The 18,706-nt window shown below is 53.7% G+C and carries 15 protein-coding genes; 9 read left to right on the top strand and 6 right to left on the bottom strand.

Annotated features, from left to right (window positions below):
- Positions 1 to 169: 169 nt before the first annotated feature.
- Together R1T46_RS13880 and R1T46_RS13875 are read left to right on the top strand one after the other, a co-directional pair.
- The gene (locus R1T46_RS13880; RefSeq protein ID WP_100690089.1) at positions 170 to 565 is read left to right on the top strand and encodes an ectoine synthase; all 396 of its coding nucleotides are present in this window, start codon (positions 170 to 172) and stop codon (positions 563 to 565) included.
- A 588-nt stretch (positions 566 to 1,153) separates the two neighbouring features.
- The gene (locus R1T46_RS13875; protein WP_213480007.1) at positions 1,154 to 2,548 is read left to right on the top strand and encodes a diguanylate cyclase domain-containing protein; all 1,395 of its coding nucleotides are present in this window, start codon (positions 1,154 to 1,156) and stop codon (positions 2,546 to 2,548) included.
- 140 nt (positions 2,549 to 2,688) lie between these two features.
- Here R1T46_RS13875 and R1T46_RS13870 read toward each other — a convergent pair whose 3' ends face one another.
- Positions 2,689 to 3,675: a DNA-binding protein gene (locus R1T46_RS13870; protein WP_317305872.1), complete on the bottom strand. Its 987-nt coding sequence runs from the start codon at positions 3,673 to 3,675 to the stop codon at positions 2,689 to 2,691.
- A gap of 205 nt (positions 3,676 to 3,880) precedes the next feature.
- On the opposite strand from R1T46_RS13870, the gene R1T46_RS13865 reads away from it, so the two are divergent.
- The 3 genes from R1T46_RS13865 to R1T46_RS13855 are packed head-to-tail and all read left to right on the top strand — an operon-like array spanning position 3,881 to position 8,661.
- Complete coding sequence (locus R1T46_RS13865) at positions 3,881 to 4,375, top strand: hypothetical protein (protein ID WP_036207242.1); 495 nt, start codon at positions 3,881 to 3,883, stop codon at positions 4,373 to 4,375.
- The gene (locus R1T46_RS13860) at positions 4,365 to 5,624 is read left to right on the top strand and encodes a site-specific integrase (RefSeq protein ID WP_317305868.1); all 1,260 of its coding nucleotides are present in this window, start codon (positions 4,365 to 4,367) and stop codon (positions 5,622 to 5,624) included. The genes R1T46_RS13865 and R1T46_RS13860 overlap by 11 nt, the downstream gene beginning before the upstream one ends.
- Positions 5,625 to 5,631: 7 nt before the next feature.
- Entirely contained in the window at positions 5,632 to 8,661 is a 3,030-nt protein-coding gene (locus R1T46_RS13855; RefSeq protein WP_286811120.1) for a Tn3 family transposase, read from the top strand.
- A gap of 100 nt (positions 8,662 to 8,761) precedes the next feature.
- On the opposite strand, the gene R1T46_RS13850 is transcribed toward R1T46_RS13855, so the two are convergent.
- The 3 genes from R1T46_RS13850 to ycaC all read right to left on the bottom strand — a co-directional run bounded on the left by R1T46_RS13850 (position 8,762) and on the right by ycaC (position 11,182).
- The gene (locus tag R1T46_RS13850) at positions 8,762 to 9,625 is read right to left on the bottom strand and encodes a pirin family protein (RefSeq protein ID WP_317305867.1); all 864 of its coding nucleotides are present in this window, start codon (positions 9,623 to 9,625) and stop codon (positions 8,762 to 8,764) included.
- A gap of 175 nt (positions 9,626 to 9,800) precedes the next feature.
- Positions 9,801 to 10,478, bottom strand: coding sequence for a hydrolase (locus R1T46_RS13845; RefSeq protein ID WP_317305866.1), 678 nt, complete (start codon positions 10,476 to 10,478; stop codon positions 9,801 to 9,803).
- 77 nt (positions 10,479 to 10,555) lie between these two features.
- A complete protein-coding gene (gene ycaC / locus R1T46_RS13840) occupies positions 10,556 to 11,182 on the bottom strand; it encodes an isochorismate family cysteine hydrolase YcaC (RefSeq protein ID WP_317305865.1) in 627 nt (208 codons plus the stop codon).
- 161 nt (positions 11,183 to 11,343) lie between these two features.
- Here ycaC and R1T46_RS13835 point away from each other — a divergent pair, with 161 nt between their 5' ends.
- Complete coding sequence (locus R1T46_RS13835; protein ID WP_317305864.1) at positions 11,344 to 12,264, top strand: LysR substrate-binding domain-containing protein; 921 nt, start codon at positions 11,344 to 11,346, stop codon at positions 12,262 to 12,264.
- 448 nt (positions 12,265 to 12,712) lie between these two features.
- Here R1T46_RS13835 and R1T46_RS13830 read toward each other — a convergent pair whose 3' ends face one another.
- Positions 12,713 to 13,702, bottom strand: a complete 990-nt coding sequence (locus R1T46_RS13830; RefSeq protein WP_317305862.1) for a zinc-dependent alcohol dehydrogenase family protein — start codon at positions 13,700 to 13,702, stop codon at positions 12,713 to 12,715.
- A 182-nt stretch (positions 13,703 to 13,884) separates the two neighbouring features.
- Here R1T46_RS13830 and R1T46_RS13825 point away from each other — a divergent pair, with 182 nt between their 5' ends.
- Positions 13,885 to 14,775, top strand: coding sequence for a LysR family transcriptional regulator (locus R1T46_RS13825; RefSeq protein ID WP_036211945.1), 891 nt, complete (start codon positions 13,885 to 13,887; stop codon positions 14,773 to 14,775).
- Positions 14,776 to 15,149: 374 nt separating this feature from the next.
- Here R1T46_RS13825 and R1T46_RS13820 read toward each other — a convergent pair whose 3' ends face one another.
- The gene (locus R1T46_RS13820) at positions 15,150 to 15,947 is read right to left on the bottom strand and encodes a tyrosine-type recombinase/integrase (protein ID WP_317305861.1); all 798 of its coding nucleotides are present in this window, start codon (positions 15,945 to 15,947) and stop codon (positions 15,150 to 15,152) included.
- 134 nt (positions 15,948 to 16,081) lie between these two features.
- On the opposite strand from R1T46_RS13820, the gene R1T46_RS13815 reads away from it, so the two are divergent.
- Both R1T46_RS13815 and R1T46_RS13810 read left to right on the top strand, forming a co-directional pair.
- Positions 16,082 to 16,225, top strand: a complete 144-nt coding sequence (locus R1T46_RS13815) for a DUF3703 domain-containing protein (RefSeq protein WP_407070145.1) — start codon at positions 16,082 to 16,084, stop codon at positions 16,223 to 16,225.
- A gap of 349 nt (positions 16,226 to 16,574) precedes the next feature.
- Positions 16,575 to 18,704, top strand: a complete 2,130-nt coding sequence (locus tag R1T46_RS13810) for a TonB-dependent receptor (RefSeq protein ID WP_317305860.1) — start codon at positions 16,575 to 16,577, stop codon at positions 18,702 to 18,704.
- Positions 18,705 to 18,706 lie beyond the last annotated feature (2 nt).

The following is an 18,706-nucleotide window of genomic DNA, read 5'->3' as shown; positions in this document are numbered from 1 at the left end:
GCCTCTCGCGGCGTTCGGAGCGGACACACCGGGCAATGACAGCCGGGAAGCGCTAGAGGGGTATAACCAGTGGCGGGAGGAAAGGGCCGCTTGAACTATATAGATGCCTAATGTTTATACTATAAAGTTGTTTCACCCGATTTTGACCAACCAACCATGAGATACGCCCATGAAAATCGTTAAAGTTCAGGACATCATTGGTACCGAGCGTGAAGTCAGCGACAAGCAGTGGACCAGCCGCCGTCTGCTGCTCAAGAAGGACGGAATGGGATTTTCCTTCCACGAAACCATCATCAAGGCAGGCTCCGAGCACACTTTCTGGTACAAGCACCACCTGGAAGCCGTTTACTGCGTTGCCGGTAACGGGCGCATCAAGGACCTCGCCACGGGTGAAGTTCACGAGATTACCGACGGTACCCTCTACGCCCTGGACAACCACGACAAGCACACCCTGTACGGTGGTACCGAGGACATGCGCCTGATCTGCGCCTTCAACCCGCCGGTGACCGGCCAGGAAGTTCATGACGAGGACGGCGCCTACCTGCCGGACAGCGGCGATAACTGATCCGCCCTGATAGGGCAGCTGATCTGACCGCTGGCACACCCATGCCGGCGAGTCCCGATCTTGATGGCGCCACCACTGGCACGTTTGTCCGGCCTGCGCCTGGGCACTGGTAAAGAATGAGACGGGCTATGACCACAACATGGCTGCGGCTAGCATGTGAAAGCGCTATCGGAAGCACGCAAGTACGTTAAACAGAGTTTCCACGGAGGAGGTAGCCATACACGTCCAACAATGTCCTATGGTGACATGGGCCCGTGCACGCGGCTGTAAAGCGCGTTTTCAAAAATGAAGGGATTTCAACGGCGGAAGTAACCATCTGTAGCAGACGATCAATAAGCCATTGGTTTACCGAGCGAACGAACCAAAGCGCTTAGTGCGTCTCTTCGAACTGACTTTCCGCTGTAGATCAGGGGCGTGGTTGCTGTATCGGGGCTTTCTTAACACGCAATTTATGAACGCATTTCATCTCTGCGGCCAAAAGCGGGAGATGATGACTTCAGGCTTTTTAGTGAGGTCAAAATGTACAGTTTATTATTATCGGGTTGATCATCGGAGCAAATCCCTTGCTCCGACATACTGGTGTCCATCTTGCAATACTACAGCGAAAACTCCGTCAGTGATGACGTTGATATAACTCCCCACGTCACCGGCGAAACTTCAGAGTATTTGGGGCGGCTGCTCATTGGTGACGATGAGCCGCGGTTGCTTAACAGTTTATGCTCGATATTGCGTGACAAGGGGTTCGAGGTTGACGGTGCCGAGGATGGCGACGCCGTCTGCCAGCGATTACGAGAGAATGCCTATGATCTGGTTTTGTTGGATATCCGCATGCCTGGAAAGAGCGGTTTAGAGATCATGGCCTGGTTGAAAGAAACGGGCGTTGACGCTCCGGTCATCATTATCAGCGGGCATTCCGACTATCGCATCGTCAGGCAAGCATTCAAGCTGGGTGCCTGCGATTATCTAAGAAAGCCCTACGATGTAGATGAATTAATTCGGGCTGTCGGCGGCACGGTTTTAGAACGACGGCAGGCCCGCTCTCAGGCGGCTACGGGCTGGTCTAACCCGCTAACGGCCGATTTTTTTAAGCACACACTTGATCATCTTCCGGATCTGGTTTTTTCACTGGATGAGCGCAAGTGCATCAACTATCTGAATCATCACTCCGAGAGTCTCTTGGGATTACCGACAGAGGAGCTGATTGGCCAACCGTTTTCTCGGCTCGTTCATGAGGGTGACATCGCTAAGCTTCCACTGTTATTTGGTAAGAACGAGGTGGGAGAGTCAGTAACCCAAGAGATCAAACTTAAAACTTACCATGGAGGGATCGGTTACCTGGATTGTGACATTACAGTTGCCTCTCCGCTCGAGGCGAACGACACCGCGCTAACTTATGCAAAGCCCCCTCCAGCAAAGCCTCTTTTTTTGGGCATTGTGCGGGACATCACGGAGCACAAACGGACACTGGCATTGATGGAGTTTCATGCTTCTCACGATACACTGACCGGGCTGCCGAATAGGAGCCTGTTTATGGACCGACTTACCTTGGCTGTCAGTCAGGCGAGCCGTAATGGGCAGAAGCTTGCCGTGCTTTTTATCGACCTGAACGATTTCAAAGCGGTAAACGATACCTACGGGCATGGGGTTGGCGATCAGCTGTTGCAAAAAGTCGCCGCCGGTCTGACACATTGTCTGCGAGAGGGGGATACCCTTGCCCGCTATGGTGGTGATGAATTTACGGTCCTGTTGCCCTCGCTTGACGAAAAAAAGGACGCCGCAACGGTCGCACGCAAACTTCTGAACTCGCTCGAAACCCCTTTTCCGTTTGAGGGCACCGACCTTCGTGTCTCTATCGGAACCAGCATCGGGATTGCAATGTACCCTGAAGACGGGGCGGGGGCGGAAACGCTGGTAGAGCGGGCAGACATGGCCATGTATGCCGTGAAACAGAGGAAAAAAAACGACTTTTATTTTTACAGCTAAGCATGATGGACGACAAAAGACCGGACAACACGTCGCCCTAAACCCGTCATCCAAACCACGCGGGCTCCCCAATGAAAAACACCTGAGACTTGAGCGACAATAGCCTTGCAGTTGGCTTTAAAACATAGTCTGGAGGAATTTCAAGAAACTCTGTTCACCTGGTCGGAGTCGTTGCCAGCGCTCAAGCGATCCAACAGCTCATTCTTCACGCTCAGCTCGGTTTCAAGCTGCTGCAACTTCGCTTTCTGTTGGTCGTTCACGCGCTGCTGCTTTTCAAGGGCAGCCTTTCGCTGGCGTAACGCCACGACTTGCTGCTCTAGCCGTACCGTTTTGTCGGCCAGACGACGATTTTCGCGCTCCCGCTCGCCCAGTTGCTGGGCCAACTGATCCGACTGCTTTCGAGTTTCAGTCACCTCCGTGAACAGCCGGGTGATCTCCCGGGTGGCCTGGGTCTGCTCGTCACGTTTCACGGCCAGGGCTTGTTGCAGGTGGCGTTGCTCTTCCTGGACTTGCTGGACCTGCTGCTCATGCCGCCGCTGATCCTGATCGCGCTGCTCTTTCACGGAGCCGCGATAGTGCTCCAGCGCCTGCCGGGCATGGTTGTGTTTTTCTTCGAGTGAATTCACCTGGCGTTGCTTGTCCTGAACCTGCTCAGTCAAACTTTCAATGCGTTGGGCCTGTGCGCGGTTATCGCTTTCGAGTTTTGAGAGCGCCTCACGCAGCCCATGGATCTCCGCCTGTAAATCATCCCGCGCCTGAGCCAACACTGCATTTTGCGCCTGGTGTTGCCTGGTTTCAGCGGTCTGTGCCGTCAAGGCATCCTGCAGGCTGGCCACCTCGGCCTGGTGTCGCTGTTCGGCCTGCTCAATGGTCTCCTGCGCGTCCTGGCGTAATTGCCGAGCCAGTTGGCCTACCAAGTCGGTTACGTGGTTGCTCAGAAGCGCTTCGTCGTCCAGACGGGTGCTTTCACGTGCCCCAATCGCTCTCAGGTGGTTGCTGATGGTGGTCTTTGAGCCGGTGTTGCCCAGCTCGGCTCGTATGGCGTCGATGGAGGGGTGAACATTGCGAGCCAGAAGACGTTTACGGGCGTCCTCGACCAGGGGTTGGGTGATGCCGCCTCGGGCCATGATCGTGTCCTCATGTTTATTTCGTACTGTTGTACGTATTATGTAATTACGTACTATATACACCAGAAAGATACTTGGAAAGTACTGCTGTACAGACATGTGATAATCCAGAGTTATCCATTGTGATACCCGTTTCAGCGGCTATACTGACTCACGACCGGTACGATATGGCCTCGGACGACGGCCACGCAGCAGGAGATCACACATGCACACACAAGCCGATCCACTGGATCAGGTGTTTGCCTTCCGGGCGTTTGATTTTCGCAACCGGTTTCCCGCCCCATTACCAAGCTTTCGTGCGGCCCTTGAATGTCTGCAAAGTGAAGACGCCTATTTACCGGACGTTGACGCGGAGATCAGGGCCTACCTCAAAGACGGGCGCTCAATCGCGATTCCAAACAGTTTCTTCTGGGTGGAGCACAAGCAGTTCGGTTCATTGGCTGAGGCGCAAAGCTGGGTTCAAGGCCGTCAGGATAGAGCAGCCACGGGGTCTGCGCTGGACAGGCTGTCTGGCTCACTGATCACCAATCCCGACGATCCATTCGATCAACAGGTGCGCGATGCCATGGCCAAGACGTTCACAAAGATGGTTTCAAACGCGGACAACGATGCCGTGTGCGAGTCGGTCGAGCGCTGGTTAACAGAAGCAATAGCGGCATTGCCGACATCGAACGAGACGGGTGGGCCCAATGACGATTGATCGGTACGTTCGGGCGGCGACCCGCGACAACACCCGACGCAGCTACCGATCCGCAGTCGAGCATTTTGAGGTGACCTGGGGCGGGTTTTTACCGGCAACCGCCGATAGCATCGCTCGCTATCTGGCCGATCATGCCGAGCGGCTGTCGGCCGCCACCCTGAAGCAGCGCCTGGCGGCGCTGGCACGCTGGCATCGGGACCAGGGGTTCCCAGACCCGACCAAAGCCCCGCTGGTACGCACGGTCCTGAAGGGCATTCGCGAAGAACATCCGTACCGGCAAAAACAGGCCAAGCCCCTGGCCATCACCCAGCTCCAGCTATTGGATCAGTGGCTGGCCGGGCAGATCGCGCAGGCCCGTCAGCACGACGCACGGCGTCTCGGGGTCTGGTTGCGTAACCGGGCGATGGTCCTGCTCGGGTTCTGGCGCGCCTTTCGCAGCGATAAACTCTGTCGGTTAACCATTGAAGACATCACGCTGGCCCCCGGTGCCGGTATGTCCCTGTACCTGCGAAGAAGTAAGGGGGATCGTCAGGCCGAAGGGCGTCTGTATAAAGTGCCCGCTCTGAGGCAGTGCTGTCCGGTCGAGGCCTGTCAGGATTGGCTGGACTTCCTGGATCAACCCAGCGGCGCCCTGTTCAGGGCGATTGATCGCTGGGGGAACCTGTCGGACGTGTCATTGCACCCGAACAGCATCGTGCCGTTGCTACGCCAGCTACTGTCTGACGCGGGTATTGACGCCGTGGAAGCGTTTAGCAGCCATTCACTACGGCGCGGTTTTGCCACCTGGGCCAGCGCGTCGGGCTGGGAAATCAAAGCGCTGATGGAATACGTCGGTTGGCGGGATACCCAAACGGCCTTGCGTTACATTGAAGCCAAATCACCGTTCGAGCAGGCCCTGGTGCAGATTCCAACCGAAGTGGCGTCTTCGGTCGGCCAGCCGCGCCTGGCGGGCGCATCCCAACTGCGCTTACGGGCCTTGACCGTCCAGCTTACCCTGGAGCCGCAGCGTCCGCGAAGCCGCAAACACTACCAGGCCCGCACGGTGATCGAAGCCCATTGCCTGAAACCGTTCGAGGTGGAACACCAGACCGATGGACACTACCGCATCGAGGTGCCTGCAACGTCGGATGAGCATCTGGACGAAACGATGGACGACTTGATCGATGAGATACACCGTATAGCGTCCGACAAAGCCTGCTGGGTGGAGACACTGATCACGGACCCGGCCACCGGGCAGACATGGGATTGAGTCGATCATGAGTGCGATCCAGGATACAGCCTATCCACGGTTTCGGTCGGATATCCCACAACACGAACTCGATGCCGTTTACACGCCCACCCCGAACGAGCAACGCTGGGCGCGTCGATGTGCTAAACAACTTCAACAACGCTTCTTTTTGCTGGTGCACCTGAAGGCTTATCAGAAACAGGGTTTTTTCTGCGCGACGGTTGATTTGCCGCCCGACTTGAGTGGCTACATAGCGAGATGTCTTGGCCTTCAAAAACGGCCGACCAAGATCCAGCAGAGGCAGTATGACCAATCCAGTGCCCGTAATCGCCACATCAATTGGATTCGGGCCTACGTCGGCAGCCGAATTCTGGGCGATAAAGATCGCCTGTGGCTCGAAAACCAAGCCATAAACGCTGCCGAGTCCCGCGAGGTGCTGGCTGATATTATCAACATTCTCCTTGAAGAATTGGTGCATCACCGCTTTGAGATTCCCGGCTTCACGGTGCTATTGCGGCTTGCCAAGGATGCCCGAGCCACCGTGAATGACCGCTGTTACCGGTCCATCGTCAGCGAACTGACCGACGATACAAAGGCACTGATCAATGACTTGCTGGTGTCGCCACCGGGGATCGAGATCAGCGGTTGGCAGCGTCTGAAGCGAGAAATTCGCAAGCCGACCAATAAAGAGATCCGGTCCTACCTGCAACACCTCAAGTGGCTCAGGGATATCGTCGAGCGATTACCGAGTGTCCATGCCATTCCCGTGACCAAACGGAGGCAGTTCGCCAATGAAGCAAGAGCACTAGATGTGGCCAAGATGGCCCGAATCCCTGCACGCAAACGCTATGCCCTGGCGGTCGTCCTAATCCGGCAACAGTATGCCCAGGCACTGGACGATACCGCCGAGCTTCTGATCAAGCTGATGAGGCAGCTGGAAACCACCGCCCAGCAAAATCTGCTGACCTATCAAATGGAGCAGACCCAGCGCACGGATCGACTCGTGTCCTGCTTTAAAGACGTGCTGACCGCCATGGAAGCCGGGCCCAACCCCTGGCAATCACTTCAGGCCGTGGTCGGCGACAAGCGCCAGGAGTGGCTGGATGAATGCGAGGAACATCTGGCCTATGCGGGCAACAACTACCTGCCTTTCATGTTGCGACCGTTTCGCGCCAAACGCAGCCTGCTGTACAACTGTCTGGACATACTGACATTTCAAAGCACCTCCAGCGACACCTTGTCGATTCAACTGATTGAGCTGCTCCGAAAAAACCGTTCGCTGAAAGCCGAGACCCTGGATTTGCGAATCCATGCGCCGGATCTGATCGAAAACGTTCAGCAGACCAAGTGGACGCTCGATAAGTGGCGACGTCTGATTTTCATCCGTCCGGACAGCCTGACGGTTCACCGTAAATATTTTGAGTTGGCCGTTTTGAATCTGGTGAAACAGGAACTGAAGTCAGCGGACCTGGCGGTTGTTCACGGAGATCGGTTCGACGACCATCGGGATCAGCTGGTGAGCTGGTCGGGTTACGAACAGGAAGTTGACCAGTACGGGCTGGAAGTAGAGCTTCCCATGGAACCGAAGGCGCTGGTCGGCCATCTCAAGGAACAATTAACCCAAGTGAGTCGCTCGGTGGACGCCGCCTTTCCGGACAATACACACGCCACAATCGAAGACGGTCGCATTGTCATCAAGCGGAATCAGAGGCAGGGGCTGCCGACGAACTGGCAGGCCCTTGATGACGACATCACACGTCGGCTTGGCACCCGCAGCATCGTCGACGTTCTGGTGGATGCGGAGCGTTGGCTTGGGCTGCACCGGGAATTCGGGCCACTGTCAGGCTATGAGGGGCGCGTTGAAGACCCCCGGTTACGCTTCATCGCGACGCTTTTCTGCTACGGCTGCAATCTGGGGCCCTCCCAGACCGCCGACTCTATCAAACAGCTGAACCGCCGCCAGATAGCCTGGCTCAACCTTAACCACGTGACCGAAGACAGGCTGGACCGCGCTATCGTCAAGGTCATCAACGCGTACAAGAAATACGAATTGCCCGGATACTGGGGGACAGGGCGGCGAGCCGCCGCCGATGGCACCAAATGGAATCTTTACGAGCAAAACCTGCTCAGCGAGTACCACATCCGCTATGGCGGCTACGGCGGCATCGGTTACTACCACGTCTCGGACACCTACATCGCGCTGTTCAGTCATTTCATCCCCTGTGGCGTTCACGAGGCGGTATACATCCTCGACGGGCTACTTGAGAACCGGAGCGATATCCAGCCGGATACCTTGCACGGTGATACGCAGGCGCAAAGCTATCCCGTTTTTGGGCTGTCCTATCTACTAGGGATCAAGCTGATGCCGCGTATCCGGAACCTCAAGGATCTGAACTTTTACCGGCCTGACCGGCGATTCCGCTACGCGCATATCGAAGAACTGTTCAACGGCCATATCGACTGGGCACGGATTGAGCGGCATCTGCCGGATATGTTGCGAGTGGCCGTGTCCATCAAGTTGGGTAAAATCACGGCATCAACCATACTGAGACGGTTGGGAACCTACAGTCGCAAGAACAAACTGTATTTCGCCTTCCGGGAGCTGGGCAAGGTCGTGCGCACCGGCTTCCTGCTCAATTACATCGACGATGTGGAGCTGCGCCAGACCATTCACGCCGCAACCAACAAGAACGAGCAGTTTAACGGGTTTGCAAAATGGAGCTTCTTTGGTGGCTCGGGCATCATTGCCGCCAACCTCCGGCATGAGCAGCAAAAAGTGGTGAAGTACAACCACCTGGTGGCGAATATGCTCATTCTGCACAACGTCGAAGCCCTCAGTCGGGTATTGCGCGACATGGCCGCAGAAGGAATTGCCATCACAGAGGATGTTTTGAAAGCGTTATCGCCGTACCGAACTCGCCATATCAATCGTTTCGGGGACTACACACTGGATCTGAAGCGACCGGTGGGGCAGCAGCTATTTGATTTGAAACTGGCTGAACTTGCCTCTCAGGGAGCGTCCAAAGCTCGGACGAGTGTTGAGGATGAAGCTGAATAAAAATCTACCCTAAAATTAGGCAATTCAATGGGTTGGGGGTGTTTCTGGGGAATTTTTCACGTTTGTCTGCCAACCCTCCAGTTCATGCTCTTTACCCTTGCTAGAGAGCGCCGAATTTTCCTGATTGAAAGTCGAGCATGGCCTTTTTAATTTCTCCCTCTGTATTCATCACAAAGGGTCCATAGCCTACGACCGGCTCATCAATGGGTTCGCCACTCAACACGAGCAACCGAGCGTCATTATTGGACTCCAACACAATCTCTTGCCCTTCTCTGTCCAGGTTCGCAAGCTCCGCTTCACGCAACACATCGGTGTCATTGATTTGAACTAAACCGTTCAGCACCGCCACCAAGGTGGTGTGGCCTTCGGGTATCGGCAAATTCACACGGGCACCAGGCTCCAGCCTTAGATCCCACACATTGATTGGCGTGAATGTATTGGCAGGTCCTTTATGCTCAAGATACTCACCAGCAATGACTCGCAGCGTTCCACCATCATCTTCCAGGGACACGCGAGGGATATCCTTATTGAGCAACGTCTGGTAAGCCGCCGGCGTGTCCTTTGCCGATGCAGGTAAGTTGACCCAGAGCTGCACCATATCCAGCAAACCACCTTGCTCAGTGAATTGTTGTGAATGGAACTCCTCGTGAACGATACCCCCGCCAGCGGTCATCCACTGAACGTCTCCCTCACCAATGAGCCCTCCTGCGCCCGAGGTATCCCTGTGTTCCAGCTCACCGCTGTACACCACTGTCACGGTCTCAAAGCCTCGATGAGGGTGTTGACCAACCCCCCGAGGACGTTGAGCCGGAGGAAATTCCGATGGCCCGGCGTAATCCAGTAGCAGAAACGGTGAAATATTCGAGGCGCCCATCCGATCGTAGGAGAAGAGCGAACGAACCGGAAAGCCATCACCCACCCAATGACCACGAGGGGGACCGTACGTTGTCAGAATCTTTTTCACTTTGACCTCCTAACGGGTCCATCGACCCAACGTTTTTACAGCATCAATGTGACGATAAAACAGCGTACGGGCCCTGAATAGATAGCAATATTCGCACTCAGTGTTCTATTTCTAGAACGTTCGCCGCCCGACACAACCAGACCGGACGGCGCCGTTTGACTGAATCAGTCAATCATTATCGGTTTGAGTCCAGCGCCTCATTGTTCTGGACCACCTCTTGCGCTCTGGCGTAGCTTTCGATGAGCAATTGGTAGGCAGGGAAGATATAGGTATAGGCTTCCGCCCATGCCTGCGCATCATCACGATGCCAGGTTTTTTGCAGCTCCGAGGCGACCGCAGCGGTGTCCATCGGGACCACACCGGCCTGGACAACTCGAGCCATGGTGATCTCTTGGGCCATCTTGCTGTAGGTGCCGGAAGCGTCGACGACCGCGAAGACTTTATAGCCTTCAGCAACGGCGCTAATCGCAGGGAAGGCCATGCACACGCTAGTGATTGTCCCTGCAATAATCAGCGTTTTGCGACCGGTTGCTTCAACCGCCGCAACAAAGTCCGGGTTATCCCAGGCATTGATTTCACCTTTGCGTGCCACGTATTGCGCATGGGGCGCGTTTTCGTGAATCTCCGGTATCAGTGGGCCGTTGGGGCCCTGGGGGACAGATGCCGTAGTGATTACGGGCAGTTTGGACAGTGTGGCAATTTTAGCCAGTGCGGTGGCACGAGCTCGAAGTTCGGTCATGGGCATGTCACCGATGGTCTGAAACAAACCGCTTTGGTGGTCAATCAGAAGCAGGACGGCGTCGTCTGGATCAATAACCGGGCGCTGACCGTTAAAGTTTTCGGGAGAAGTCATGATGATATTCCCTGTATCAAGATTCGATGGGTTGGGGGAGGTATTCGCAGGAAGAACACGAATACCCCGTCATTGCGCTATTGCTTCTCAGGCAGAGTGTTGTAACTGGTAATCAGGTTTCGGTAGTCAGGGATGTGGTTTGAGAACAGGGCTCCGAGCCCCTCAATATCGTTGCGCCAGTCACGGTGCAGCTCACAAGCCAGCCCGAACCAGGTCATCAGTTGGGCACCGGCCTGCGACATCCGATCCCAGGCGGAGTGCCGGGTCAGTTCGTTGAACGTCCCGGAGGCGTCCGTCACCACGAATACTTCATAGCCTTCGGCCAGCGCCGAGAGTGCCGGGAAAGCAACACATACTTCGGTAACGACGCCGGCGATGATCAGTTGCTTCTTGCCTGTATCCTTAACGGCCTTCACAAAATCCTCATTGTCCCAGGCATTAATCTGCCCCGGGCGGGCGATGTAAGGGGCAGAGGGAAACTGTTCTTTCAGTTCCGGAACCAATGGACCGTTGGGGCCGGTCTCAAAGCTGGTTGTCAGAATCGTTGGAAGCCCAAAGTATTGAGCCAGATCACCCATCGCCAATACATTGTTCTTAAACTTGTCAGGGTCAATATCGCGGACCAAGGAGAGCAGGCCGGTCTGATGATCTACCATCAGTACCGCAGCATCGTTTTTATCGAGTCGAACATAGGGTTTACTCATGACTTTCTCCTTTCTGGGCTAAGACGGCGCAACGCACCGTCGTCGTTGGCCCTCTTCCACTGGCACTGGAAAAGGGAATAAATTTAACGATAGTTCAGTCAGGGTGGCCTTAGTAGGCACCAATTCTTATACTTATAGTCCTATATATAGGACGATCGCATATGCAGGATCTGAACGATCTTTTTTACTTCGTAAAGGTGGTAGAACACGGCGGATTTGCGCCGGCGGGCAGGGCACTTGGGTTACCCAAATCCAAGTTGAGCCGGCGCGTCGCAGAGCTCGAGAGCCGACTTGATACCCGGCTGATCAATCGCTCACCGCGTGTCTTCACCGTCACAGAGTTGGGGAAAGAGTATTATCGCCACTGCGTGGCAATGCTGGTCGAGGCCGATGCGGCACAGGAAGTCATCGATCATTCCCGCTCCGAGCCAGTGGGCTCGATACGGGTGAGCTGCCCGTCGGGAATCATCTATTTTCTGGTGGCGCCGCTGATCGTCCGGTTTATGCAGCGGTATCCGAAAGTGAAAATCGAGATGGAAGCAACAAGCCGGCGGATCGATGTTGTCAGGGAAGGATTCGATGTTGCCTTGCGAGTAAGGTATCCACCGCTCGAAGACAGTGACTTAACGATGAAAGTATTGTCCAAAAGTCCCCAGTGCCTGATGGCTGCGCCGGAGGTGGTTACCCAGTATCCGAAGACAATCACACCCGATGATCTATCAAAACTCCCCAGTATCGATTTCGAACAATGGGATGGGCAGCATGTCTGGTGCCTGGATGGACCCGCTGGTGCATCCGTTAAAATTCACCACCAGCCACGCCTGGTTACCGATGACGTCTTTACGTTGCTCAAGGCTGCTGTGGGTGGTTTAGGTGTGGTAAAAATGCCGCTAATCGTCGGTGGGCAGGACCTGATTGACGGCAACCTCGTCAGCATTTTACCGGACTGGCGACCTCGCGGAGGTATTTTCCACGCTGTTTTCCCATCGCGCCGGGGACTGCTTCCGGCTGTAAGAGCGTTTCTGGATTTTCTGGCTGACTCACTGGGCGAGGTCGATTTCAGATTGCCAGATGACAACTGATCCGCCTTACCAAGGCGACCGACAGGTTTAGCGGTTTTCTTGGAAATTTAGTACTTTGTGTGCTCGTCCATTAGACGACCACACAAAGTACTAAACTTCTGCAACGAAATATCAGTATCTTACCCACCAAAATCCACACAAAGTGCAAAACAAACTTAAGGTAGATTCGAGAATAGGGTGCTCATTTCGGTTTCCACACAAAGTGCTAAAATCGTCGTCCGACCCCGAGTTCGGAATAGGCTCGCAGGAACCGAGGAATTGGATCCAAGCAACAAGCCTTGTTGGCAGGGGACGCCATCTAAACAAAAGCGAACATTTCAGAGCCACCCACTTACAGCCATTTTTCATGTTCATCGTCTTGTTTGGTATTTGAGGCTGGTCACACAGCCCTCGCCTTGAAAGCTTCTTTCATTCGCGAGGAGCCGATGCCAGCCTCACTTTTAAATGGTCAAACCGTCACTACGATCTTTCCAATCTGCTGATTAGCTTCCAGAAACCTATGTGCTTCCTGTATCTCGTCCAACGCAAAGGTTTTTGCAATGAGTGGTCGGAGCGCTCCGGATTCCAAACCCTCAAGAATAAACGCTTTGGCTCTCGCGAGAGCGCTGGGGTCAGCAACGATTTCTGCATAAAGGTAGCCCTTGAGAGTCAGGCTCTTCCCCAAAACGGTAAACAGTGGGAACGGGGTTGGCTCGGTGCTCAGCGCACCATATTGCAGAAGAATGCCGCCTCGGGCCATGCTCTGTGTGAGCGGCTCGAAAGATGGGCCACCAACAGGATCGAACACTACGCGGGCTCCGTGCCCGTTGGTCAATGCCGTGACTTGTTCAACGATATTTTCTTCATCGCTGGCAATGACATGAGCTGCTCCAGCATCCAGAAGCGCTTGTTTCTTTGCACGGGTGCGGGTAATCGCTATTGGTGTAGCGCCGACCATGCGAGCCATCTGGAAGGCAGCCAAGCCGACACTGCTGGAAGCGGCAGTGACTAGAACAAAGTCGCCTTCCTGCAGTTGCGCCTGCTCAATAAGGGCGCCCCAGGCCGTAACGTACTGCATCCAGGATGCAGCGGCCTCTTCGAAGGACAAATGCGCTGGGTTCTTGACCACAAGGTGAGCCGGCACATTGGCCAATTCTCCGTATGTACCCCAGCGGGCAATATCCAATGGGGGAATCAAGGCGACGGAATCTCCCACCTTGATATCCGTTACCTCGCTACCAACAGCCGTTACAAGGCCTGCGGCCTCGTAGCCAAGGCGACTTGGAAAGTCGGCCTCTTGCAGGTAAGCGTGATTACGAAACATGACTTCGGCGCGGTTCAAGCCAATGGCTTTAACACCAATTTGGATCTCGTCTGCTGCCGGTGCATGTACGTCCAATTCTTCCAACTTGAGGACGCTAGCGTCACCGTATTCATGGATTCTTACAATTCGTGCCATTGAGGTTACCTCTTTCGTCGTTAAGGCCAGGCAAGAGGGTACATCAGGCAGTGTGGTGAGAATATTTCTCATATATTCGTCACTGGTTCCGTACGCTCTCATAGTGCAAGTGACAATTTAGAGGTTGCCAGGCAATGGATAAAGCCCTATGTTGGCTCAAGATTAGAAACATGGGTTTTATAATGGATCGCTTCTATCAGATGGCTACGTTTGTCAAAGCCGTGGAGTTGGGATCTTTCAGTGCCGCTGCTGACGACCTCAAAATGTCCCCCCAACTGGTTGGCAAGCAGGTGAAGATGCTTGAGCAGCACCTGGGAGTCTCTCTGCTGAATCGCACGACACGTAGGCAGAGTCTCACCGATTTCGGCCGGACATTTTACCAGCGCGCGAAGATGATCCTGGCAGATATGCACGCTGCAGAGAGCTTAGCTGCTGAGGCCCGTGGCGTACCCAGTGGCCGCTTGCGGATCAACGCCCCCGTCACCTTTGGCATTCATGCCCTGTCCCCGCGTCTTCTTGAGTACATGGTCAAATACCCCCAGGTGTCACAGGACCTGACACTGTCGAACGAACTGGTCGACGTGGTTGATGACGGTTACGATGCCGTATTCAGAATCGGTGTGCTGCCAGACAGTGGCCTCAAGGCAATTCCGCTCGTGCCCTATCAGCTGGTTCTGTGTGCCGCCCCGTCCTATCTGGAGAGGTGGCCCCCCATCAAAACACCATGGGATCTCCAGCAACATGAATGCCTCGGCTTCGGCTATTCTGATGGTCGTTCGAGCTGGAGTTTTGACGGTCCTGAAGGACGAATAGATGTGCCAATTACAAGTCGATTGACCATTAATCAGGGTGACCCTTTGTTGGCGGCCGCCGTAGCTGGGCTAGGTGTAATTCTGCAGCCACTAGAATTAGTCGGGGAGGCGCTGAGAAATGGGACTCTTGTGAGGCTACTTGGTCAATATTCTGTGCCTGCGTCGCCATTGCACATTTTATACACCCCAGACCGTCGGATGACTCCCAAACTACGCAGCTTCCTGGATTTCTCCGTAGTGACATTCGGAGATAGAAGTTAATAATATTGATCTGGCTTGATTATCCTTGGGCCGGTCGACCGATAATCCAGCTTGCAGGGTTTATACCCCGTTACAGTAGGCAGTCCTAGACTGTGATTGGACATCACCTCGTGTTCGCTTTGCGACCAAACCCAACTTCGCTCTTCAGTCACCAAGGCATCCCCGATAGCCATGAAATCCACGTTTGGTGCGCCAGAGTCGTCATATGAGTCGATCTGGAGGGGCAGGGCAGCTATCAGTGTGTCCGGCGCTATTCACAAGACTCACGACAAGTGAGCTGAAAATTTTAAACGGTCAGGTTCGCAAACCAGGGGGCATTCGGGGCGTTTGAACAATAATAACGACTGCGCTTTAAAGTTTATTCAGTTGCTGGACTAACCAACATATTTGTACCCGGCATCCTGCAACGCTTCCTTAATGGACTCCTCAGGAGGTTCTTCATAAATGAGCGTCGTTGAAGGTGAAACATGGCCAGCGATTTTTTGCGCAACTTTCACTGACTTCTTTTGGTCATGAATGATATTTGTCATTAACGTCCGCCGGCCACTGTGGGAGCTCGCTCGCTCAATACCTGCCCAATGCCTCTGCATCAGAGCTAAGTGTTCCTGGAGAGTGTTGGGAGAGTAAGGGCCTCCTTTTTGAGTCAGGAATAGATGATCAGTCTTTTTCACCGAAGGATCTGCTGCCAGACGGATCGCAAGGTAATTTTCTATAGCAGTTCTCAGTGCTGCGTCATTCATCGGAAGATCGCGCGATTTACCACGGTGCTTGTTCACCTCAGGATAAAAATCCTCCGGTTTGATCTCGGCGCCGGCCTTAGCCATGGTTTCAATTCGCTGAACAAGCTGGTGAAAATCGTGAACACTAAAACTGATTCGACGCCGCTGGTACGTGGATTTGGATCGCCTCAGCGCATCGGCACCTTTAGTGTAAGCCGCAGGCAACGCCAGGATTTCTCTGAGCTTGAACGAACACTGGCCAGAAGTGTCAGGGCCGAGTTCGGCAACGTCTTTGATCTGTAAAAGCGCGATTTCCTGGACTCGCAGCCCGAGCTTGAAGCTGATCTGAACCAACGCCGTATTCTTTTCAGGATAGCGATGTTCCCGGATCACGCTCAAGAGGTGGCCGAACTGTTCGGGCGTCAACACGCGTGCCTGGCCAGTTTTACTCATTTAAGGAGGCTCCTGGTAATGCGTTGGCATAGAAGGGGGGAGCGCAAATAAAATCCGTAATAATGTTATTTCCAAGCATACTATACTGCGCATAATGTATATTATGTTAAATGTAGAAGTTGTTGGTTTAACACATCGCCCACCCACACCGGCCGATTCTCTCTTTTCTGCAATGGGTTCCGGTTGAAAATACCGGGCGTGCGAACGTCAGTGCGTTTACACCGATGCCTTTGCCTGAAGATCTGGCACGTGTGCTTAACGAAGTGAATCGTCAGTAGCTTGATAAATTAAACACCCGAACTGCGATTGTCGTTTACATAATGTTGCGAGAAATATGACCGTGTCATGTGTGCGAAATTTGATAGCAGTATAAAATGGTCAACGGTGGTTCCCTGCTCCCCCTCCTCCTGCCAGGTAATGCGGGTGTGAGTTCTTGGGCCGCTTATACTTGCTTATACGATGAATGCAGCTAAACTCCTATTCAGCTTGCATTTTTAGTCGCCATTTGGCTAAAAAGTGTGCCTTCCCTGGCAGATAACCGTCGGGTTTGTCAGTAGCAGGTCCCGGAGTGCAATCATTGACTGAATCGTTTCAAATAATATTAAGAGTAAAGTGCTGAGATTGCGCATGCAGCAACGTCTATCGCCCCTAAGCAGAACCCTACGCCCCAAGATGGTTTCCAGGGTGATTGCCGCCGTTATTTGCTATTCAGTTTCCCCCCATGTTGTTGCAGTAGATGAATCTCTTTGGGACATTTCCCTGGAAGAGCTCGGCCAAATTCGCGTTGTCTCGATTGCTTCCGGAACCGAAACCCCCCTGGATAAGGCTGCTGCGATCACATCGGTGATAAATGCAGACGACATCGCGGCTATGGGCACCACGGACCTGGACCAGGTGCTCGAAACCGTGCCTGGGCTTCATGTGAACCACTCTGATCAGGGATTTTCTCCGAAGTATGTTTTTCGAGGTATAACCTCAAGTAACAACGCGCAAGCACTTTTGCTGATCAACGGCATTCCGACCACCACTATGATGTACGGGAACCGGGGCAACACCTGGGGTGGCATGCCCGTGAAGGTGATCGAACGGATTGAGGTTATCAGGGGGCCAGGCTCAGCACTTTACGGTGCAGACGCGTACTCCGGCGTTATCAACATCACAACAAAGGGACCTCAATCAATTGAGGGACAAACGGTTGGTGGCAGGCTAGGTAGCAACGAGACGCGTGGTGGTTGGCTAGAATCAGGCCATCAAATGGGTGATTTGGGCTATAGCTTAGTGCTCGAATACCAAGCAACAGATGGCTGGGACGACATCATTGAGCGCGATGCGCAAACAAACTTTGATGAAACCTTTGGCACTTCAGCTTCTCTTGCGCCTGGCCCCGTGAATACCGGGAGAGATCAGGTCGATGCCCGTTTTGAAATGGGCAATGTACAATGGACGTTGCGTGCTGGCTTGCAAGACAGAAGTAATCTCGGCACTGGCCCAGGCTTAGCTCAAGCATTGGATCCCAAAGGCCAATACTCGTCTCGTCGGATAAACCTCGATTATAGCCACCGCTGGTCCGATATCGCTGACGGGCTCGATTTGGAGGCCAGGGTATCGTATTTAAATATTACTCAAGAGCCTGAAAATGACATAGTGCTCTACCCGCCAGGCGCATTCGATGGAAACTTCCCTGATGGTTTGATTGGTAGTCCTGGGTACAAGGAAAATCAGGTTCGGTTGGATCTGAGTGCCGTTTATCGAGGCCTCAAGAATCATCGCATACATACCGGCTTTGGTACCTTTTGGGCCGACCTTTATGAGGTTACTGAACGCAAGAACTTTAACCCGGATTTTAGCCCCAAGGGCAATGTAGTTGATGTGTCAGGCGACCCCAGTGAGATCTGGATGCCGGAGGAAGATCGTACAAATTATTACATATTCGTTCAAGACGAGTGGAAGCTGGCGCAGAACTGGCAATTGGTCAGTGGTATACGATTTGACGACTACTCGGATTTCGGCAGCACAATTAATCCTCGGGCAGCCCTCATATGGGCCACGACCGACACGATCACGACCAAACTTTTGTACGGTCGTGCCTTTCGTGCTCCGTCATTGAACGAGCTATATGTATCGAATAACCCTGTGTTCATGGGAAATAACAAACTCGACGCAGAAACCATAGATACCTACGAGATTGGGATGTCTCATCAGGTTACATCGCGCGTCTTGTATGCTCTGAATCTCTTCTATTATGAAATTGATGACCTCATCAACGCTGTTCCGATCTCTGGGCTTATTGCGACTGAATATCGCAATGCCGGCCAGAGGACCGGACATGGAGGTGAATTCGAGCTGGCTTATCAAGTTTCTGACGATCTGTCGCTAAAGGCCAACTACGCGTATCAGAACGCTAAAGATGAACGTAACGGGCAGTCCGTGGGTGACGCGCCCAACCACCAAGTATACGGTCGGGCTGATTGGTCCTTGTCTTCCCAGTGGTTTTTGAGTTCACAGGTGAATTGGGTGGGTGAACAAAAAAGGACTGCAACGGACCTACGCGAACCTGTACCAGATTCCACTACAGTGGACATGACCCTCCGAACAAAAGGTTTGTGGCGTGGGCTGGATCTTTCTTTATCCGTAAAGAATATCTTCGATGAGGATGTAAGAGATCCGAGCCCCTATGCTGATCCGCGACCGCCCATTCCAAACGACTTCCCGATGCCGGGGCGTCGACTCGTAGGCGAGCTCTACTACACGTTCTGATG

It is taken from the genome of Marinobacter salarius (genome assembly GCF_032922745.1).
Lineage (GTDB): Bacteria > Pseudomonadota > Gammaproteobacteria > Pseudomonadales > Oleiphilaceae > Marinobacter.
This window is presented reverse-complemented; position numbering and strand designations above follow the sequence as displayed.